The sequence below is a fragment of the Paenibacillus tarimensis genome (genome assembly GCF_021532315.1).
GTDB classification, from domain to species: Bacteria; Bacillota; Bacilli; order Paenibacillales; family Paenibacillaceae; genus Paenibacillus_I; species Paenibacillus_I tarimensis.
The window spans coordinates 35,808-55,309 of the sequence record NZ_JAKGAO010000003.1 but is presented as its reverse complement, the minus strand read 5'-3'; the positions used below and the strand labels follow the sequence as shown (position 1 = coordinate 55,309).

Here is a 19,502-nt window from a genome sequence, read left to right as displayed (position 1 = left end):
CCGTCCACCTCTCAGCATAACAGAAAAAAAGCCCAGCGTATATGGACACTGGACTGGTAGGAAGAAGAATATTTTGATATGCCTGTCAAATCAAGAGCCGCCCGAAGCCCCTTTCAAGGCTGTTCTGATTTCGATACTGCCTCTTGTAATCTTGTATTGAATTTCGCCCTGTTTGTCCGTTCTGCGGAGCGCAGCACCCGCATCCGTTACCCGCTCTATTACATTCGGGTGGGGATGCCCGTAGAAGTTGTTCCGGCCAACTGATACAACCGCCTCACCAGGCTGCCAGTATGCCAGCCATGCGGCCGAGTTCGAGTGCTTGCTGCCGTGATGGGACAGCTTCATGACATCGACAGAATTCACCTTTGATTCACCGGCAGTCAAGAGGTTGGGCCCGGCTGAATCCCGCCGCTCGGCTGCTATAATAGCCTCCTCGCTCACACTTCCTGAATCGCCTGCAAACAGAAACGTCCGGTCATACAGCTTCCAGAGGAGACTTACGCTGAGCTCATTTTGATCCGGGGCCTCAGGCAGCAACAAGAGCTTCGTGTCTATAGCTGAGCTATCCCCAGCCAGCTCATTCCACACGTGCCTGTCAGGCCAGAGGAAACGAATACTGCTGTCATCATCAGTCTGGTAACCGGGCAGCAGACGGTGGGCAGCCGCCACAGGAATATTTCTGCGGACAGCCGTCTCGAGCAGCTTGCTTGCATCCGGTGATTCCTTGACCGTGCCATTCCAGATGAGCATTCGGACCGGGATTGTATCCAGCACCGCCTGAAGGCCTCCAATATGGTCGGTATCCAGATGCGATACGATCACCGCATCGAGCGTATGGACGCCCCGCTTCATCAATAACGGAACTACCGTGTCTTTGCCTACCTCATAAGGGTCATGTCGCTTCCGCCATTCCTCGCCCGGCCTACGGAAGCTTACCGTTCCTCCTCCGTCTATAAGATAATGCCTGCCTGCAGGAGTCCGGACCAGCACGGCATCGCCTTGCCCCACATCCAGGAAAGAAACTATAGCAGCCTGCTGAAAACGGTCCGGTGTATAGCCATACACGGCTAAACAGACTAGGAGCAGAACAGGTATCAGGGTCGGTCCGCGACCATAAAAAGCGCCCGGTCCTGGCGGATATCTGCCGCCCTGCCGTGCCAGCAGGTTAAATAGCAGTATAAGGGCGGCGTACCACAGGGCTATCCACCAAACCGGCGGCGTTGGCCATATTAACCGCAACAACCTGCCCTTCTCCAGCAAGCCGCCAAGCGCATAGGTCGCGTAATTGGCCCACTCCGCCAGCCAGGCTGCCGCTTTACCCGCCGGAAACCAGATAAGCGAGAGCAGCATTGCAGCAGAGCCTAGCGGAAGCACCAGCATACTGATAAAAGGTACAAGCAGCATATTTGCCGGAAGCGAAAGAAGATGGAACTGATTGAAATAGTAAATCGACAGCGGAAAGCTGACCGCCTGAGCAACCAGGGACACCGCCGCCAGATCCATCAAAGGTCCAAATCTGCCGCCTTTCGGCATCAGGGAACGAACCCGCGGCACACCCAGTATGAGACCTGCGGTCACCGTAAAGGACAGCTGGAAGCTGATTTCTGTCAAATAATACGGATTCCAGGCCAGCATAAGCAGGGCAGCTGCTGCCAGCACATGCAGCCCGTCCTTCAACAGATGATATTTGGCTGCCGCAAGCCCGATGACGGCCATGATACCTGCCCTCATCACAGACGGCTCCGCTCCCGCCATAACAACATATAAAGGTACGGCTGCTATGAGCACCGAGTACATCAGTTCCCGTGTCACCCTCAGCCGGCGCAGCACCCAGCCAAGACCGCCGAGGAATACCGCCACATGGAGGCCTGATATAGCCAGAATATGGGTCAGCCCTAGCTCGGCGAATTGACGGAAGCGCTCGGGGTCAAGGTCATCCCTTATGCCGAGGACCAGCCCCTTCATATACCCCGACTGTTCATCCGGAAACAGACGATCCATCCGGCTGCCCAGCCACTCCCTTGCTGTATCCACATGAGCCATCAGCGCTGCCGTGGAGAGTTGTTCGCGGCCGGTTATCCTCACACCGGCCGCCCCCTTCACCTGTAACAGCCAGTGGATCCGCTGGCTGTACAGATATCGGCGGTAATCGAATCCGCCGATATTGCTGGCCTGCGCCGGCCGTTCCAGCCGGCCGGCCAAGCTGACGCGGTCGCCGCGCTTCCAGCGGGCGGCGACCGCAAGGTCCGGCTCCTCGCTCAGCCGGACCGTTACCTGCATCCGCTCGCGGAGTCCGAGCGGAGCCTCACCTCGGACGCGGGCGGAATGGACCGCCGCGCGGAAGGAAACGCGGTCACCGTCAATCCGGACCGCGGATACAATCGTTGCCTCCACCGCTGCTTCCGGTGGGGCTCCGGCCTCGGCCGCCTCTGTCCAGAGGCCGAGGCCCGTTACATTGCGGGCGTCGGCCCATAGGCGCTCGCCCGCAGCCAGCGCGAAGGCGGCGAGGCATGCCGCCGCCAGCGGACGCGACAGCCTGCCGACGGCCAGCAGCGCCAGCAGCCACAGCAGAAGCGCAGCTCCCGCAAGCAGCAGGCCGCGCATGTCTAAAGCGGCGGCTGCCGAGCTGCCGCCGACATAGCAGACGGTAAACCAGATAATCGGCCTTCGATTTAGCTCCGGCACTATTATAACCCCTCTCTCTATCTGAGATTTTGGCCCTTAAAAAACAAAAAAAGAACCCCCTTGTATGCATACAAGGAGGTTCTTCCTCAACTTATAAAACCTGCTCTATTCAATTTGCAGCTGATTAAAGAAAGGGACAGTCCTGCCAGCTTATGGCGCAGTTATCCCTGCTGTCTGATCCGGCGGCACATAGCCGGTCATGTGACGGAAGGCTAAGCCCTTCTGCTCCATCAGCCAGTTCACCTTATCGCTATCCTTCGGATAAGCGCGGTGGTATATAATTTCCTGCACTCCGCTGTTCGCCAGCATGTTGGCGCAGGTCCAGCAGGGCTGGTCTGTCACATACACCGTAGAGCCCTCCCGGTCAATCCGGTCTGTGAACAGCAGCAGATTCTGTTCGGCGTGGATCGTCCGGATGCACCGTTCCTTCTTAACCATCTGCTCAACGCCGTCCACAACGGCTAGCTCATACTGCTCCGCAATCATACAGCCTGCCTCTGAGCAATCCGGCACACCGGACGGCGCCCCGTTGTAGGCTGTCCCCAGCAGCTTCTTGCCCTGAACCAAAACAGCACCGACATGGCGTCTGGTGCATCTTGACCGAGTTGAAACCATATAAGCAATATCCATAAAATAAGTGTCCCAATCCTTGCGGACATTGGTTGTGCTTGACATCCCGTTTCTTCCTTTCCATTAAAACCGGCCCTGCTCCGCCTTCGCGGCCAGACTTCAGACAGTTGGCTGGAGAATCCTCCGCCCCGCCTGATCCGTTATGCAGCCATTATACCCGAATCGCAAACGGAATGCACAAGGCTTCAAGTCTATGACGGGACAATACCATCGTTAACGGAAGTCTCCGCTTATCCTGCAGCGTTATGCCTGGCTGGCCTGGATCGCCTGCTCGAGGTCATGCAGAATGTCCGCGATGCCTTCAGTGCCGATCGACAGACGAATCATACCAGGCGATACACCTGCAGCAACCTGCTCGTCTTCACCCAGCTGCTGGTGTGTTGTGCTGGCCGGATGAATAATCAGAGACTTCGAATCGCCAACGTTGGCCAGATGAGAGAACAGCTTAACCGAATGAATCAGCTTCTTACCCGCTTCAAGACCGCCTTTGATGCCGAAGGTCAAAATTGCGCCCTGTCCGGTCGGCATGTACTTCTGGGCCAGCTTGTAGGACGGATGGCTTTCGAGTCCCGCATAATTCACCCACTCCACCGCTTCGTGGTTCTCCAGATACCGGGCCACCTGAAGGGCATTGCTGCTGTGCCGTTCCATCCGTAAATGAAGGGTTTCAAGACCTTGGAGCAGCATGAAAGAGTTAAACGGCGACAGTGCGGCTCCCATATCACGCAGCAGCTGAACACGCGCTTTAATAATATAGGCAATCGGTCCAACCGCATCCGTGTAGACAACCCCGTGATAACTTGGATCAGGTGTCGTAAGTCCCTCGAATTTACCGCTTGCTTTCCAATCAAATCTGCCCCCGTCCACGATGACGCCGCCAATCGACGTGCCGTGACCGCCAATGAATTTGGTTGCCGAGTGGACCACGACATCTGCTCCATGCTCAATCGGACGACATAGATAAGGACTTGGAAAGGTGTTGTCCACAATCAGCGGGATGCCATGCTCATGAGCGATTGCTGCCACAGCGGCGATATCAAGCACATCCCCCTTCGGATTGCCGACCGTCTCGGCATAGAGCGCTTTCGTTTTCTCTGTAATTGCCGCCCTGAAGTTGTCCGGATTCGACGGATCAACGAAATTCACCTTGACGCCAAGCTTAGGCAGTGTCATGGAGAACAGATTGTAAGTTCCGCCATACAGGCTGGCAGCCGAAACCACCTCATCTCCTGCCCCGGCGATGTTCAGAATAGCATATGTAATCGCCGCTTGCCCGGAAGCAACCGCGAGTGCAGCAGGCGCTCCTTCAAGCTCCGCTACCCGCTTCTCAAATACATCCGTTGTAGGATTCATCAGACGCGTATAGATGTTTCCGAATTCCTTGAGTGCGAACAGATCGGCAGCATGGTCCGTATCCTTGAAGCCGTATGAAGTAGTCTGATAGATCGGCACGGCACGGGACATCGTTGTCGGGTCGATCTCCTGCCCGCCGTGGACGGCCAGCGTGTCCAAGCTTGGTTTACGTTGTTCCTTCATATCAACCTCTCCTTTGTTGTTCCTTGTTAACGCTATCATCTATTATTCTCGCATAAGACATACAGGACCACAACAATAATGTCATTCGTTGTCAGGTCTTACCCCTTTTTCAAGTCTCGGTTAGGGAACGGCTGTAACCAGCTCCCTCAGCTTGGCAAGCATCTTGGGACCGATTCCCTTCACACGGGTTATATCATCCACAGAGCGGTATAATCCGTTTTGCTGCCTGTCCTCTACAATAGCCTTCGCTTTGGAGGGCCCGATTCCAGGCAGCTCCTGAAGCTGTTCGGCAGTCGCACGGTTCAGATTCAGTCTGTCATCCTCAACTGCGGCTTCCGGAGCACCAGCAGTTTTCGCAGCATTACCCTCTGCTGCATCCGCTACGACAGCAGTGCCCGTATTTCCGCTTTCCCCGTCTGCCTGCTTGGATATGCCGCTCTCACTGTCTGCTGTACCGGCACCTGTTCCCCCGCTGGATTCGGCAGCTGCAGGCTTATTCTGCGAAGAATTTTCTTCCCCTGCCCCGCGGACGGCACCTGACACCCCTCCGCTTGTCCCGCTGCTCGTTACGCCGCCGCTGCCGTTTACGGACGCCTCCCCGCTCCCCCCGTTCATGGCCTGCAGAGATGCCTCTAACCGTACATTTGCCGGCTCCCAGGGCGGCAGACCGCTGTCATCCCCCGCGAAGAGCGCATTCCACAACAGAACACCACCTGTCAGGGCCATACCGGCCACAAGCAGCAGCCCGCCAGACGATAACCGTTTCATCAATCTGCACACTCTCCTTCTATCCTAATTTTAATTTACAGAAACTTACATACAAACTTATCAATTACGCTCCTGTGACAAAAAAAAGCCGGAATGCTGGACGAACCGCAGCTCATAGTGTAGTTAGAGCACCATACTACCCTTTATGAAAGGGAGAGATCCTAATGAAAGTAAGCTTCATTGGAACCGGCAGCATGGGCAGCATCCTGATCGACTCGTTCGTCCGCTCAGGCGCCTTGGAGCCATCACAAATTACCATCAGCAACCGTACCTTCGCCAAAGCCGAACAGATTGCCGTGCGGCACCCCGGCATGCGGGCTTATCCTGACAACGTCGAAGCAATCGCGGGAAGCAACCTTATTTTCCTCTGCATCAAGCCGCTGGAATTCAAGAGCGTCATAGACGAAATAAGGGCCAGCGTGCAGCCGGAACAAATGATCATTTCGATCACGAGTCCAGTGCTTCTGGCCCATCTGGAGGAATGGCTGCCCTGCAAGGTAGCAAAGGTCATTCCAAGTATTACGAATTTGTCGCTTAGCGGCGCTTCACTGTGCATGTACAGTGCACGCGTGCTGATGGAGGAACGGCAAATGCTTGAAGGCCTTCTCTCCCACATCAGTGAACCGATCCGGATTGACGAGAAATATACTCGTATTGTGTCGGATCTCTCCAGCTGTGGTCCTGCGTTCATGGCTTTTCTTCTGCAGCAGTTCGTCGATGCCGCCGTGGAGGAAACCGGTATTGACCGTGATGAAGCGGTGCGCCTGGCAAGCAATATGCTGCTAGGAACCGGCCAGCTCCTGACTGAAGGCGGAATGACGCCTGAAACTTTGCAGAACCGGGTCTCCGTTCCCGGCGGGATTACCGCCAAGGCTCTCACAATGCTAAGCAACGAGCTGGATGGCGTCTTTCAGCGGCTTATCAAGACCACTCATGCAAAATTTAGAGAAGATCTGGAGAAGGTTGACCAATCCTTTACCGTCATCAGGTAGACTGCGCCCTCGCTCTGGCCGGAGCAGCTGTGTTCGGGAGGCGTCCGCACTATAGGCATCCCAGCCGCCCACAGCCCGCTTCGAGCCGGAGCCTTAAAGCGCGTCTGCGCGATTCTGCCTGGTCGTTATGTTAATTCGCTACGATATTAACCAGCTTGCCTTTTACGGTTATAACTTTGCGGATGGTCTTGCCGGCTGTTGCCTCCTGCACCTTCGCGCTTTCCTTGGCAATGCGCTCCATCTCCGCTTCCTCCGTATCAGCAGCGATGGCGATACGGTCCATGATTTTACCGTTGACCTGCACCACGATCTCAACCTCCTGGTCCACCGTCCACTTCTCCTCGAAGGTCGGCCAAGCCGCATAGGTTATCGTCTCCGTGTGCCCCAGCTTCTCCCAGAGCTCTTCCGTAATATGCGGAGCAACCGGTGACAGCAGCTGCAGGAAGTCTTCCAGCGCCTTGCGAGGCAGCTCATCCGCCTTATATGCTTCGTTCACGAAGATCATCATCTGGCTGATTGCGGTGTTAAAGCGCAGATGCTCATAATCTTCCGTTACCTTCTTAATCGTCCGGTGCCAGGTCCGCTTGAACGACTCACTGCCCTCCCCGTCCGTGATTCTGCTGTTCAGCTCACCGTCTTCTCCAATGTACAGCCGCCATACACGGCTCAAGAAGCGGTAAGAGCCTTCCACGCCGTTCGTGTTCCAAGGCTTGGTCGCTTCAAGAGGACCCATGAACATCTCATACATACGCAGCGTATCAGCGCCGTACTCATTGACGATGTCATCGGGATTGATGACATTGCCCCGGGATTTACTCATCTTCTCGTTGTTCGTTCCGAGAATCATGCCCTGATTAACAAGCTTATGGAACGGCTCCTTCGTAGCAACCACACCGAGATCATACAGCACCTTATGCCAGAAACGGGCATAGAGCAGGTGAAGCACGGCATGCTCTGCTCCGCCGATGTACAGGTCAACCGGGAGCCACTGCTTCTGCTTCTCCGGTGAACAGATTTCCTTATCATTGTGCGGATCAATGAACCGCAGGTAATACCAGCAGCTTCCCGCCCACTGAGGCATTGTATTCGTCTCCCGGCGTGCCTTCATGCCTGTTTCGGGATCAACCGTGTTCACCCAGTCTTCTGCATTGGCAAGCGGGGACTCGCCCGTGCCGGATGGCTTGAATTCATCTACCTCAGGCAGCAGGAGCGGCAGCTCGGATTCCGGAACCGGCTTCATTGTGCCGTCTTCCAGATGCAGGATCGGAATCGGCTCACCCCAGTAACGCTGACGGCTGAACAGCCAATCACGCAGGCGGTACGTAACTTTGCCCTTGCCCTTGCCTTCCATCTCGAGCCATTCAATCGCCTTCGCGATAGCCGCTTCATTCGTCAGGCCGTTCAGGAAGTCCGAGTTCACATGAGGGCCGTCGCCGGCATAGGCTTCTTTCGTCAGATCGCCGCCTTCAACAACCTCCACAATCGGCAGGTCGAACTGCTTCGCGAATTCCCAGTCGCGCTGGTCATGTCCCGGAACCGCCATAATAGCGCCGGTGCCATAGCCTGCAAGCACATAATCGGCGATCCACACTGGAACCTTCGCCCCGCTGACCGGATTGATAGCGTAAGCGCCGGTAAATACGCCGGTCTTGTCCTTCGCCAGATCCGTCCGCTCCAGATCACTCTTGCGGGCAGCGGTTTCCTGGTAAGCCTCGACAGCAGCGCGCTGCTGTTCAGTTGTGATGCGGGCAACAAGCTCATGCTCAGGAGCCAGCACGCAGTAGGTCGCACCGAACAGCGTATCCGGTCTTGTCGTGAAGACGACGAGGCTGTCCTTGTCATGCCCTTCAATGGCAAATGTAACTTCGGCGCCCTTCGACTTGCCGATCCAGTTGCGCTGCATATCCTTGATGCTCTCCGACCAGTCAAGCTCCTCCAGATCCTCCAGCAGCCGCTCGGCATAATCGGTGATCTTCAGTACCCATTGGCGCATCGGACGGCGCACAACAGGGTGGCCTCCGCGCTCGCTCTTGCCGTCAATGACCTCCTCATTCGCCAGCACCGTACCCAGCGCTTCACACCAGTTAACCGGCACCTCTGCCACATAGGCAAGGCCCTTCTTGTACAGCTGGATGAAGATCCACTGCGTCCATTTATAATATTCCGGATCTGTCGTGCTGATCTCGCGATCCCAATCATAGGAGAAGCCCAGCGACTTAATCTGGCGGCGGAAGTTGTTGATATTGAAGACGGTAAAATCACGAGGATGCTCGCCTGTGTTGAGCGCATGCTGCTCGGCGGGAAGACCGAACGCATCCCATCCCATCGGATGCAGTACATTATAGCCGCGCATCCGCTTATAACGCGATACGATATCGGTCGCCGTATAGCCTTCCGGGTGGCCGACATGCAGCCCTGCTCCTGAAGGATACGGAAACATGTCCAGTGCATAAAATTTCGGCTTCGCCGGATCCTCGGTTGTAGCGAATGTCTTGTTTTTATCCCAGTACTGCTGCCACTTTGGTTCTATTACTAACGGATTGTAGCCTTGCCTCTGATTCTCACTCATTGGAATCATTTGCCCCCTTATTATCAGCAAAAAAACCTCTCATCCATAGCGTAAACCGCTAGGGACGAGAGGTTGATTTTCCCGTGGTACCACCCTAGTTAGCAGATGCATGCTTTGCCCCTGCTCACTCGTTCGTCCTTATCGCGGACTAACGGCACGGCTGTCTGCCAGGTTAACGGCAGTTCACCGATGCAGCTCAAAGGCGAGTTCGTCTCGCTACCGGTTCGGCTCGCACCTGCCGCCGACTCTCTGATCCGGATGACCGAAAGTACTACTCCTTCTCTCAGCTGAATTATAGATAAAAAATGTTAGTTCGATTATAAAAAAAGGCGAACCCTGCTGTCAAGCATCATGCATGCAGCGGGTACAGCTTACTTGTAAGCCACAAAGAACAACCGCTCGCTCTTCTCATCCGGTTCGTTCCAGCTAAAGTCCGCATAAACCTCGATTCGTCCGAAGCCAGCCCGGTCCAAGGCTCCGCGCAGCCACGCCTGCTCATAGGCCCGCTGCACATGCGTCTCTTCAAACCGGACATAAGAGGCATCCCGTGCCGTTCCCTCCCGGGCAAAGATCGTCAGGTGATGCTCAATTTCCAGCCGCTTCTTCTCGAGCTCGCTTGTCCATATATAAGCGACATCCCGTTCATCCAGCGTAAAGGGCTGCTCATCGGCATACCTTTGAAGCGTGAGTGGCGTATGTACATCAAAGAGGAATACCCCGCCCTCCTTCAGCCCTTTGAATGTAGAGCGGAAAGCGGACTCGACATCCTCCTCCTCAAGCAGGTAGTTGATGCAGTCACAGAAGGAAACGACCGTATCCACCGGCTCGGGCAGCTCCCAGTCCCGCATATCCTGCTGCAGCCAGCGGATGGAACCGGCATTCGAGGCAATGGCCTGGCGCGGCGACTCCTCCCATTTGCTTCGGGCAACCGTCAGCATATCCGCTGACAGGTCAATGCCGTAAACATGGAAGCCGGACCGGGCAAGCGGGATCGAGATACTGCCTGTACCACAGCCGAGGTCCACCACCGTCTCCGGCATGCTTCCCCGCTGCCAGCACTCTCTGGCGAACCTCAGCCACTCGGGATAAGGCATTTCCTCCATCAGCCGGTCATAAACCGACGCGAATTGCTTGTAAGCGCGCATAGTGCCTCCACCTCAACCGGTAGTCACCGAGCTGTTATGAACTCCCGGTACTCTTAATTCTATTATTTGTCCCCTACTTCAGGTCTGCTATCGTTGAGATGCGTCCAACTACCCTTCTGCTGAATAAGCCCGTCACGCATCAGCTTCCCCATTGCCCGCTTGAAAGCAGATTTGCTGATGCCGAACTTCTGCTTGATTATGTCGGCCGGCGTCTCATCTGAGTATGGCATAGCCCCATTCGGGCGCTCACGCAAAAAAGCAAGGATCCGCTGCGAATCCTCCAGCCTGCCTACCTCTTTACGCTGAAACATAGACAGATTGACACGGCCATCCTCGCGAATAAAGGTGATCCGCGCTTCAGCCTTCTCACCAAGCCGGAGCGGATGAGACCGTTCCGCTGTGGGAATAAGCCCATATACTCCGAATCCGGTCACGCCTCCTTCGACGATCACGAACGAGCCAATCTGCAGAGTCTTGGTTACCCAGCAGGTGACCCACTCATTATGCCAGGATGCAGGTGCCGGAAACACTAGCGGTCCCAGCTCATCCTCGCCGGCAGTCTTGGCAACCAGCCGGCCAGCCTTGTCATGCGCCATCCGGACATACACCTCGTCGCCGACAACCGGTCTGAGCTCATGCGCCTCCGGCAGCTCAGCATTTGGCAGCAGCAGCTGCCTTCCCAGCCCCATTTCAAGGAAGCATCCATAGCGGGGGTGGGTGTCCGCAACCGCCAGACGGGCAACCTCGCCAAGCGTCAGATAAGGCCTGCGCATGGTAGCGGCCAGCCGGTCTTCGGTGTCGAAGTAGAGGAAGACCTCCACTTCATCCCCCGGCTGGGGCCGCTCTCCTGTAATTTCATTGTAGTGAAGCAGAACATCCTGCTCGCCGTCGGTCAGAAAATAGCCGTTAGGCGGTACCTCCCGTGCGGTCAGCAGCTTTACGATCGTGCCCGCGGTCAGCGTCATGCAAATTCCACAACCTTGGCATCCGACCAGAGACGTTCCAGATTATAATATTCGCGTTCATCCCTATGGAATATATGCACCACGACATCCCCCAGGTCAAGCAGCACCCATCTTGCCGTGTCGGTGCCTTCGATTCCTTTCACACGGGCACCCTTCTCTTCAGCCCGCTTCTTGATTTCAGTCGTGATGGACAGCACCTGTGTATCAGAGTTACCGTGGCAAATTACAAAATAGTCCGCTACAAGCGAAATACCCTGCAGGCCGAGGGCCACGATTTTCTGAGCCTTTTTGTCTTCCGCCGCATCCACGACCGTCTGCATTAATTCATTAGGTTGTATCGTCATACATCAGCCTCCTCTTTAAGAGTCATTATTAGATCATTTCGGGCAAGCACAGTCAGCGGAAAGATCCGTTTGCCTCTTTCGATAAGAAACGAGAGCGTAGAATCAAATCCGGCGATCAGTGCCCTTTCTAAACTATCTTTGGCCAATTCACGAATCTTATCCACTCCGGGAAATTCACGTCCCGGCTCAATGTAATCGGCCAGGCACACGACCTTGTCCAGCATGGTCATCTTTTCCCGGCCAGAGGTATGATACCGGATTGCGTCAAGTACCAGCGGATCGGTAATGCCATAGTCACGTTCGGCAACAACAGCTCCGACAAAGGCGTGCCACAGCTCCTTATCCTGCGTCAGCAGCGGCTCAAGCTCCGGGTTGCCGCGCATGATCTCTTCCATCGTATCGGTACGCCAGTACTTGGCCACATCATGAAGAATGGCCGCCAGATCAGCCTGCTGCTCATCAACCCCGTACCGCTTAGCCAGCTCGACTGCTGTCTGCATGACGCCAAGCGTATGGTTCCAGCGCTTCTCGGGCATCTGGGCTCTGACTGACTCCATCAGTTGATTACGATCCATATAAATCATTCCTCATAATATATTCATACACAGAGTCAGGAACAAGGAATCGGATGGAGCGACCTTCCGCTCTTCGCTGCCGGATATCTGTGGATGAGATTTCCATTTGAGGCATACCGGCAATTTTAACCTTCTCCCTTAACGGGTATGGAAGCGCGGATACATCAGCCGGATATCCCGGCCGGTCGAAGCCGATGAAGCTTTCTAGCCGGTCAGCCAGCTCCGATACCCGATGCCATTTAGGCAGATCGCCTACCCTGTCACCGCCAATAATATAGGAAAATACCGTCCCCGGCCACTGCTCCTGCAGAGCTGCAACCGTATCGACCGAGTATGAAACCCCGCCGCGGTCTAGCTCCATGTCCAGCACCCGGAAATTCGGATGGCCTTCCGCCGCGAGCTGTACCATCTCAAAGCGCACGCGGTTTGATGCGTCCGGACCGCTGCTTTTGAGCGGCGGGGTTGCGGCAGGGATGAACCATATCTCGTCCAGTCCGAAGACGTCTCTCGCCGTCTCGGCGGCCAGCAGATGTCCGTTGTGGATCGGGTCGAACGTACCGCCCATGATTCCTGCTCGAAGCATCAGCTAATTCGTCCTCCCTTGTACCTTCCCGTGTTATGGAAGTTCAATGGTTTTATTTTCTTTGGACTCCTTGTACAGCACAATTGTCTTGCCAATCACTTGGACAAGCTCAGCACCGGCCCCTTCCGCCAGCTCTGCGCCGACTGCCTTGGGATCGTCGAAATTGTTGTTCAACACGGATACTTTAATGAGCTCACGAACCTCCAGCGCTTCCTCGATATGACGGATCAGATTTTCATTCGTTCCGCCTTTGCCGACCTGGAAGATCGGGGTCAAATGATGGGCCATGGAACGCAGATAGCGTTTTTGTTTACCTGTCAGCATGGATGTGTGCATCCTTCTTTCATCTAAGTTGTAGGACCGAGCGCTTCCAGCACGGTTTCCCGCATCGCTGCGACCGGTGCCGGCTTGCCCGTCCAGTATTCGAACGCATACGCGCCCTGGTTTATAAACATGCCTAGACCGCCATGAATCCGGCAGCCTGCCTGTTCGGCTTCCTGAAGAAACCGGGTTTTCATCGGATTGTATATAATTTCGCTTGCTACGGCACCGGACCTGATCCACCCCGGCTGGATATCCATCGGCACGCCCTCCGTTAAAGGTGCCATACCGACAGAGGTGGTATTGATAATAATATCCGCTTTGCGGCATACCGCTTCAGCCCCGTGCTGGCCAACTGCGCGGATGTCCGCCTCTGCAGCAGCTGAGCCTGCCAGCTCCATTGCTCGCTCGACTGTACGGTTGACTATTGTAATAGAAGCCGGCTGTTCCTTCAACAGGGCATGCAGAATGCCGCGTGCAGCGCCCCCTGCTCCTAGCAGAACGATCCGCCTTCCGGCAAGCTCAGGCTCAGCCTCTTCCTTCAGCGACCGGACATAGCCGATCCCATCTGTATTATATCCGGTAAGCTGTCCATTATCGTTCACGATCGTGTTGACCGCACCTGCTGCCTTCGCGCTGTCATCGATGGCGTCCAGGTGCTTCATGATATCCACCTTGTGCGGTATTGTCACATTAATTCCCCGGATACCCATCGCACGTACTCCCTGAATGAAACCGCCAAGCTGCTCGGTCTTAACGTGAAAGGCAGCGTAAATCCCATTCACACCTGTTTCACGGAAGGCGCGATTCATCATAACCGGCGATTTGGAATGACGGATCGGATCACCGATCACACCATATACCGTGGTATGGCTGTCCACCTTGTTCCCCATTAATGCCTGGTCTGCCATCAGCCTCTCCCCTTTGGCTTTAAGCTTAGATCACACAGCGGTCCCTCTCGAATCCCGGCTATACGAGTGCATCGCGCAGCAGAACCTTGACACCCTTGGGCGCATAGACATCGACTTCCGCCCCTTGACTGCTGTTCGCATGAATCCAGCCGAGACCGGAGATGAAAATATCGGTGTCGCTGCCGCGCGGAATGCGCAGCGAGTGCCTTGTCCAGTCCGGAATCTCCTCGAGCTCAGCTGATGACGGAGGAGCAAGCAGCTCTCCCTTATGCTCGGCATAGAGCTCATCCGCCCGCTCCAGCTTCGTCCGGTGCACCTTCATAGCTGGAGAAATATATACGGTGAACGATTGAGGCGCTCCCGACACAAAATCAAACCGGGCGATGGCGCCAAAAAACAGCGACTGCCGCTCATTCAGCTGATAGACAAGCGGCTTCAGCGGTTTTTCGGGCAGCAGGGACTGCAGCACCCTTCTCGGCACCAGCTCGGTCAGCCTGGATGGATAAACTATTCCCGGTGTGTCGATGATGGACTTGCCGTCCTCGAGCGGGATATGAACGGCATCCAGCGTTGTTCCCGGATATCTGGAGGTTGTCAGCTCCCGTTCGAGGTCGCTGTAATCCCGGATCAGCCGGTTAATGAGCGTCGACTTGCCGACGTTCGTCGCACCTACAACATAGATGTCGCGCCCTTTCCTGAATTCATCCAATGCCTCCAGCACATGATCAAATCCGCTGCCGCGCATGGCGCTGCAAAGGACAACGTCCTCAGTCCGCAGTCCCGCTTCCTTGGCCTTCTGCTGTACCCAGTTGCGGATGCGGTTCAGATTAACCGACTTCGGCAGTAAATCCGTCTTGTTCACGACGAGCAGCACAGGGTTGTTGCCCACAAACCGCTGCAGACCCGATATCAGGCTGCCTTCAAAATCAAACAGATCCACGATGTGTACAACCAGGCTCTTGGTAGCAGCAATGCTGCCGAGCAGCCGTAAAAATTCATCCTGATCAACCGTAACCGATGACGCATCATTATAGTTTTTGATCCGGAAGCAGCGCTGGCATATTACAGGCTCCCTCTCGAGCGCGGCCTGCGGAATGTAGCCCGGCTTGTCCGCGGTTTCCGTCTGCAGCGCTATTCCGCATCCGGCGCATGAATCCTTCTCTTGATTGGTAGACATATGAATGTCCGTCACTTCTTGTCCTCCTTGGGCCATAGTCCTTTCTTACGCAGCTTGGACAAGGCATACTTCTCAATCCTTCTGTTAATGCGGGTCATAAACCCTTCATCCTTGGGTGCAATAGGGGTGACAAGTATGGTGTAGAGCCCCATTCGTTTGCCCCCCAGCACATCCGTAAGCATCTGGTCGCCGATGACCACTGTGTGCTCTGCGGACAGTCCCAGGACGGCAAGCGCCTTATGAAAGGCTCTATTGGCCGGCTTTCTGGCCGCATGGATAAATGGAATGCCAATCGGCTGGGCAAACTTCGATACCCGGGTCTGATTATTGTTTGAAACAATGACGACCTTGAAGCCCGCAGCCCGCACCCGGTCGAGCCACGCAACAAGCTCCGGAGTCGCAATCGGGTCCCTTGCTCCTACCAGCGTGTTGTCCAAATCCGTAATAATACCCTTGACGCCATTCTTCTTCAGCACATCAAGATCGATATCATATATCGTATTTACCAGCATATGCGGTAAAAGCCATTCGAACATTCTGTCGACTCCTTCATTTTGCGCTGTTCCGCCTGCCGTTGTCATGGTCATGAAAGCACAGCAGGGAAAAACAGCCAATATGCTGCCATTATACGAAAAACTATATCATATAAGGGGAAGCCGTTGCAAAATGCCAAATCAAAAATTATTACTGGCTGCCTGTTCGTTTGAAGCTTAACCTTACCGGGCTTCAAATATGCTGTCATCCAACAGAGGAAGGGCTGATTATGCCGCCTTGACGGCAAAATCAGCCCCTCTACCATTAATTGTTTTCCCAATGCTTCATTAGCTGAAGCCTCACATCACCCGACATGCTCCCGTGCCGCTCTCATGCGGACAGCAGCACGTTCGGCTTCTTCACGGGATGATTCTACCGCACTGTATTTGGCCCTCTCGAACAAGGCCAGTATCTCTTCAAGCTCACCGGCAAGCGAGCTTCTCTCCCGCGACCATCTTGCGAAGGACTCGCGCAGCGTCTCGTTGTCGCTGCGGTCAAGACCATGCTTGCGGCAGTAGCGGAGGAATCTCTCCATTTCATAAACAATCAGCTGATTGCCGGACAATGAACGGACCCGGAACTGGTAGAGCATAGCTGCGGCCTTGTGTCTGCCGAAGAAGGCCGCACAGCCGAGCACAAGCGCAAGCCCTGTCATGCTCCAGACGAGCGGGATACCGCCGCCCTCGGTCTCTGCATCCGCAGGAGCGGCGGGCTCTGTTTCTTCCGGCTGTGCAACCTCTTCTGTTTCCGGCGCGTCAGCCGGCAGGCTGTACGGATATGTGAAGCCTGCAGTCGGCTCAAACGGCACCCAGCCGTAGCCTTCAAAGTAGACCTCCACCCAGGAATGCGCATCCGCATTCCTGACCGTATACGTTCCGCTCCCGCTCGGATTAAATTCCTGTGCATATTCAGGGATACCCGAATAGAATTCCACCGGCATTGTACCCGGTGAATATCCCTTAACCCACCTTGCCGGAATCCCCAGGGAACGGGTCATGACAGCAAGTGCAGTGGAATAATAATCACAGTATCCTTCCTGTACCTCGAACAGGAAAGCATCCACAAAATCGGCGCTAGTCCTAAGGCTGGTATCGGGTGTGTTCGTATATTGAAAATTGCTTTTCAAATAGCTTTCAAGCAGTCTGACCCGGTCATAATCATTCTCAGCGTCGGCCGTAATTTCATGCGCCAGCTCCTGAACCCTTGCCGGAATCTGCGGCAGCTGCGTATACTCGGACAGCAGATTAAGATTCCGGACAGGGCCAGCCTTCTGAAGCTTCTCCTCATCCAATACCGGCACCTCGGAGACAAGGCTATAGGTATCAGGATAAGGCGTTCTGTCCGAACGGGGCCACCGGAGCTCGCCGGATTGGCTGAACCAGGCAAGCGAGTACGGAATGCCGCCCTCCTCCCCGTCAATAGAACGGATCGAACGAATAGTTGCCGCTCCGAACAATACCGGGTACCAATCTTCACGGATCATGGTTATGGTCTGGGTAATCTCCTCTGTCTCCACCTTCAGGCCATCCAGCTGAGAGGGCAGCTGCTCTCCCATTGTTAATCCTGAGACAGCACGCTCATTGTTCTCTGCGCTGCTTTCTTCCCATCCGGAGCCTGTATAGAAGTTCTTGGTTTCGCCGCGCCAGTAGCTTCGCTTGGTTGTGGTTACCGTCATGACTTCCGAATAATCGAATTCAAAACCTCCGCCAAGCTCGCCATCCTCCCGGCTGTAGCCTGACCTGGTATCCTGATTCCGTTCCACGGGCATCCTGGCTTCCAGCTTCTCACCGACAAATGAGGGCACGGTCTTCCCTTTCGCTTCCATCCAAACGGTGTACGGATCCTTCAGGATCGGCTGGATATTCGGGACAAACAGGCCGGAGGCCATCACGATGCCAAGCACAAACACAACCGAGACAATAAAGGTCAGCGGGTATTCGAGTATATGCCGCCAGGATTCCGGATGCTTCTGCTTAAAGCGGCTGTAGTGTTCGGCCACAAACCAGGCCAGCCCCACAAAAATCGACCAGGCTATTTCGTCCCAGAGATAAATCGGTGTAAAGGAATCCAGAACGGCAAGCGACAGCATACAAGCGCCCACAAAGATCGTTACCTGCAGACGAGTGCGCGTGAAGGCCCCCGCGAAGAGGAACAAGGCCAGAACTGGAGCTGATATCCATATGAACGGATCCAGCTGTCCGAATACATACGAGAACCAGTCACGCCAAGCCTCCAGGCCATCAGCTGCGCCCGGCATGGGCTGCCAATGGAAATCGCTGTACCTGATATTCAGATACAGCATGACGATAATGTGAAGCGGCAGCCTCAACCATCTCGGCGCTGGAACAAGCCACTCGATTATTACACCGGCAATCAGGATGCCATGCACGATAGCGTAGGTTTCATCCCACCAGTAATCATCGAGGCTGTCAAACCACTGCCAGAGCAGAATGGCTGCAAACAAATGCGCGAGCTTGCCGTATCCGTCACGGAATAAGGCTGACAAGAAGGAACGTGAAGTGCGCATCAGACAGCACCTCCTTCCAGTACAACAGGCAGTTCCTGCAGCTGACGGATCTGGTAGACCGGCCAGCCCTTCATCCGGAGGATCTGCTGCCACTCCTGCTGCCCCCTGCCACTTCCTGACTCAGAGCCCTGCACGTGAAGCATTACCGGTGACATCCCAGTTCGGTCAAGCCACTGCATGGATCGAACCGCTTCCTCTCCGTGATGCGGAGTCACGAGAATAACCGAGGAGCCGTTAGGCAGCATAGCTGAAGCTTCACGGAGCGAACGGTACAGCCCCGCTTGACCATCAGCCTGCACGCCCACAAGATGATTCATGATGGCCTTGCGCTGATCGGTATTCGAACGGGGCTGAAAACCGACAGCCGCCGCGCCAAGCGATACCATGCCCATTGCGGTCTCGCGCCGCATGCCGTACTCAAACAGCGAGGCTGCTGCAGACACCGCTAATTCAAACTGGTCGGCACTGCCGTACGCAGCTGCACAGCGGTCAAGCACCACCACGGTGCGAGGTACCGATTCACGCTCAAACTCCTTGGACTTCCACTCCCCTGTTTTCGCAGTGGCATTCCAGTGAACGCGGGATAACCGGTCGCCGTAATGGTAGTCTCTCACTCCGTTTAACTGCGTCGTTTCCTTCGCCGACCGGCTGACTGCAGCATTGGCATAGGGCCCTCTCAGACCATAGCGCAGCAGGGACCAATTCCGGATGGGAACGGTCTGAGGCAGTACCGTAAACGACAGCTCTGACTGAAAGGTCCCCTTATGCTCAAACAAGCCGAAGATGTCGCGCGTCACACATTCTGAGCCGGTAAAGGTATACCGTCCCCGCTGCAGCGGCGGTGTGGAGTAGCGGACAGTCCCCGTCCGTTTCATATCCGGAACAAAAGAAGACTCAAACTGCATGCATTGGCCGTTCTCGCGCTGCAGTCTGTCATGCACAAGCACATAAGGGATCGGCCAGAAGCCCGGTATCCGGACAGCCAGCTTCACGTCCAGCCTGGTTCCCGACGTGAGCACATTGTCGCTCGAGCCGCCGATTCCGCTGATGGAGCGGCTGCCCTTCACATGGGCGATGCCGCTGTATTTGCCAAGCACAAGATAAAGAATGAGTACATTTACCATGCAAAAAATCATAAAGGATGCCTTGCCGCCCTGAAATAATAGATACAGCGAACAGCATACGTAGATGAGGGCCGTCAGGCGCCACCTCATCACCATGGCTCTGGCGGTGTCCATTC

General features: G+C 55.2%; 17 protein-coding genes and 1 other annotated feature. Of the genes, 1 reads left to right on the top strand and 16 read right to left on the bottom strand.

The genetic code is table 11. The features are described 5' to 3' along the window. Positions 1-90: 90 nt before the first annotated feature. From L1N82_RS00255 to L1N82_RS00240, 4 genes are all read right to left on the bottom strand, one after another. Positions 91-2,685 (bottom strand): DNA internalization-related competence protein ComEC/Rec2, encoded by a 2,595-nt coding sequence (locus L1N82_RS00255; RefSeq protein WP_235285330.1) that lies wholly within the window; start codon positions 2,683-2,685, stop codon positions 91-93. Positions 2,686-2,835: 150 nt separating this feature from the next. Next, the gene (locus L1N82_RS00250) at positions 2,836-3,360 is read right to left on the bottom strand and encodes a deoxycytidylate deaminase (protein WP_235285329.1); all 525 of its coding nucleotides are present in this window, start codon (positions 3,358-3,360) and stop codon (positions 2,836-2,838) included. A gap of 198 nt (positions 3,361-3,558) precedes the next feature. Then, complete coding sequence (locus L1N82_RS00245; protein WP_235285328.1) at positions 3,559-4,851, bottom strand: homocysteine synthase; 1,293 nt, start codon at positions 4,849-4,851, stop codon at positions 3,559-3,561. 120 nt (positions 4,852-4,971) lie between these two features. Further along, positions 4,972-5,619, bottom strand: a complete 648-nt coding sequence (locus tag L1N82_RS00240; protein ID WP_235285327.1) for a ComEA family DNA-binding protein — start codon at positions 5,617-5,619, stop codon at positions 4,972-4,974. A 164-nt stretch (positions 5,620-5,783) separates the two neighbouring features. Here L1N82_RS00240 and comER point away from each other — a divergent pair, with 164 nt between their 5' ends. After that, the gene (gene comER / locus L1N82_RS00235) at positions 5,784-6,611 is read left to right on the top strand and encodes a late competence protein ComER (protein WP_235285326.1); all 828 of its coding nucleotides are present in this window, start codon (positions 5,784-5,786) and stop codon (positions 6,609-6,611) included. Between the two features lie 130 nt (positions 6,612-6,741). Here the strand turns inward: comER and leuS are convergent, their stop codons facing one another. From leuS to L1N82_RS00175, 12 genes are all read right to left on the bottom strand, one after another. Continuing rightward, a complete protein-coding gene (gene leuS / locus L1N82_RS00230) occupies positions 6,742-9,180 on the bottom strand; it encodes a leucine--tRNA ligase (protein WP_235285325.1) in 2,439 nt (812 codons plus the stop codon). Positions 9,181-9,237: 57 nt separating this feature from the next. Continuing rightward, positions 9,238-9,474: a binding site (T-box leader), on the bottom strand. A 77-nt stretch (positions 9,475-9,551) separates the two neighbouring features. Further along, on the bottom strand, positions 9,552-10,325 hold the full coding sequence (locus tag L1N82_RS00225; RefSeq protein WP_235285324.1) for a class I SAM-dependent DNA methyltransferase: 774 nt from the start codon (positions 10,323-10,325) through the stop codon (positions 9,552-9,554). A 62-nt stretch (positions 10,326-10,387) separates the two neighbouring features. Continuing rightward, positions 10,388-11,290, bottom strand: coding sequence for a CvfB family protein (locus tag L1N82_RS00220; RefSeq protein WP_235285323.1), 903 nt, complete (start codon positions 11,288-11,290; stop codon positions 10,388-10,390). Beyond that, positions 11,287-11,634 carry a ribosome silencing factor gene (rsfS, locus tag L1N82_RS00215; protein ID WP_235285322.1) on the bottom strand — a complete coding sequence of 116 codons (348 nt, stop codon included), beginning with the start codon at positions 11,632-11,634 and terminating at the stop codon, positions 11,287-11,289. Before rsfS ends, L1N82_RS00220 begins: the two co-directional genes overlap by 4 nt. Continuing rightward, positions 11,631-12,215, bottom strand: coding sequence for a bis(5'-nucleosyl)-tetraphosphatase (symmetrical) YqeK (yqeK, locus tag L1N82_RS00210; RefSeq protein ID WP_407946661.1), 585 nt, complete (start codon positions 12,213-12,215; stop codon positions 11,631-11,633). The genes rsfS and yqeK overlap by 4 nt, the downstream gene beginning before the upstream one ends. Then, the gene (nadD, locus tag L1N82_RS00205; RefSeq protein WP_235285320.1) at positions 12,199-12,792 is read right to left on the bottom strand and encodes a nicotinate-nucleotide adenylyltransferase; all 594 of its coding nucleotides are present in this window, start codon (positions 12,790-12,792) and stop codon (positions 12,199-12,201) included. Before nadD ends, yqeK begins: the two co-directional genes overlap by 17 nt. 33 nt (positions 12,793-12,825) lie before the next feature. Further along, positions 12,826-13,116 carry a ribosome assembly RNA-binding protein YhbY gene (yhbY, locus tag L1N82_RS00200; protein WP_235285319.1) on the bottom strand — a complete coding sequence of 97 codons (291 nt, stop codon included), beginning with the start codon at positions 13,114-13,116 and terminating at the stop codon, positions 12,826-12,828. 23 nt (positions 13,117-13,139) lie between these two features. Further along, positions 13,140-14,024, bottom strand: coding sequence for a shikimate dehydrogenase (aroE, locus tag L1N82_RS00195; RefSeq protein ID WP_235285318.1), 885 nt, complete (start codon positions 14,022-14,024; stop codon positions 13,140-13,142). 58 nt (positions 14,025-14,082) lie between these two features. Then, positions 14,083-15,201 (bottom strand): ribosome biogenesis GTPase YqeH, encoded by a 1,119-nt coding sequence (gene yqeH / locus L1N82_RS00190; RefSeq protein ID WP_235285477.1) that lies wholly within the window; start codon positions 15,199-15,201, stop codon positions 14,083-14,085. 11 nt (positions 15,202-15,212) lie between these two features. Continuing rightward, positions 15,213-15,737 carry a YqeG family HAD IIIA-type phosphatase gene (locus tag L1N82_RS00185; protein WP_235285317.1) on the bottom strand — a complete coding sequence of 175 codons (525 nt, stop codon included), beginning with the start codon at positions 15,735-15,737 and terminating at the stop codon, positions 15,213-15,215. 302 nt (positions 15,738-16,039) lie between these two features. After that, positions 16,040-18,262: a DUF4129 domain-containing transglutaminase family protein gene (locus L1N82_RS00180; protein WP_235285316.1), complete on the bottom strand. Its 2,223-nt coding sequence runs from the start codon at positions 18,260-18,262 to the stop codon at positions 16,040-16,042. After that, complete coding sequence (locus L1N82_RS00175; protein WP_235285315.1) at positions 18,262-19,500, bottom strand: DUF58 domain-containing protein; 1,239 nt, start codon at positions 19,498-19,500, stop codon at positions 18,262-18,264. Before L1N82_RS00175 ends, L1N82_RS00180 begins: the two co-directional genes overlap by 1 nt. Positions 19,501-19,502: the final 2 nt, after the last annotated feature.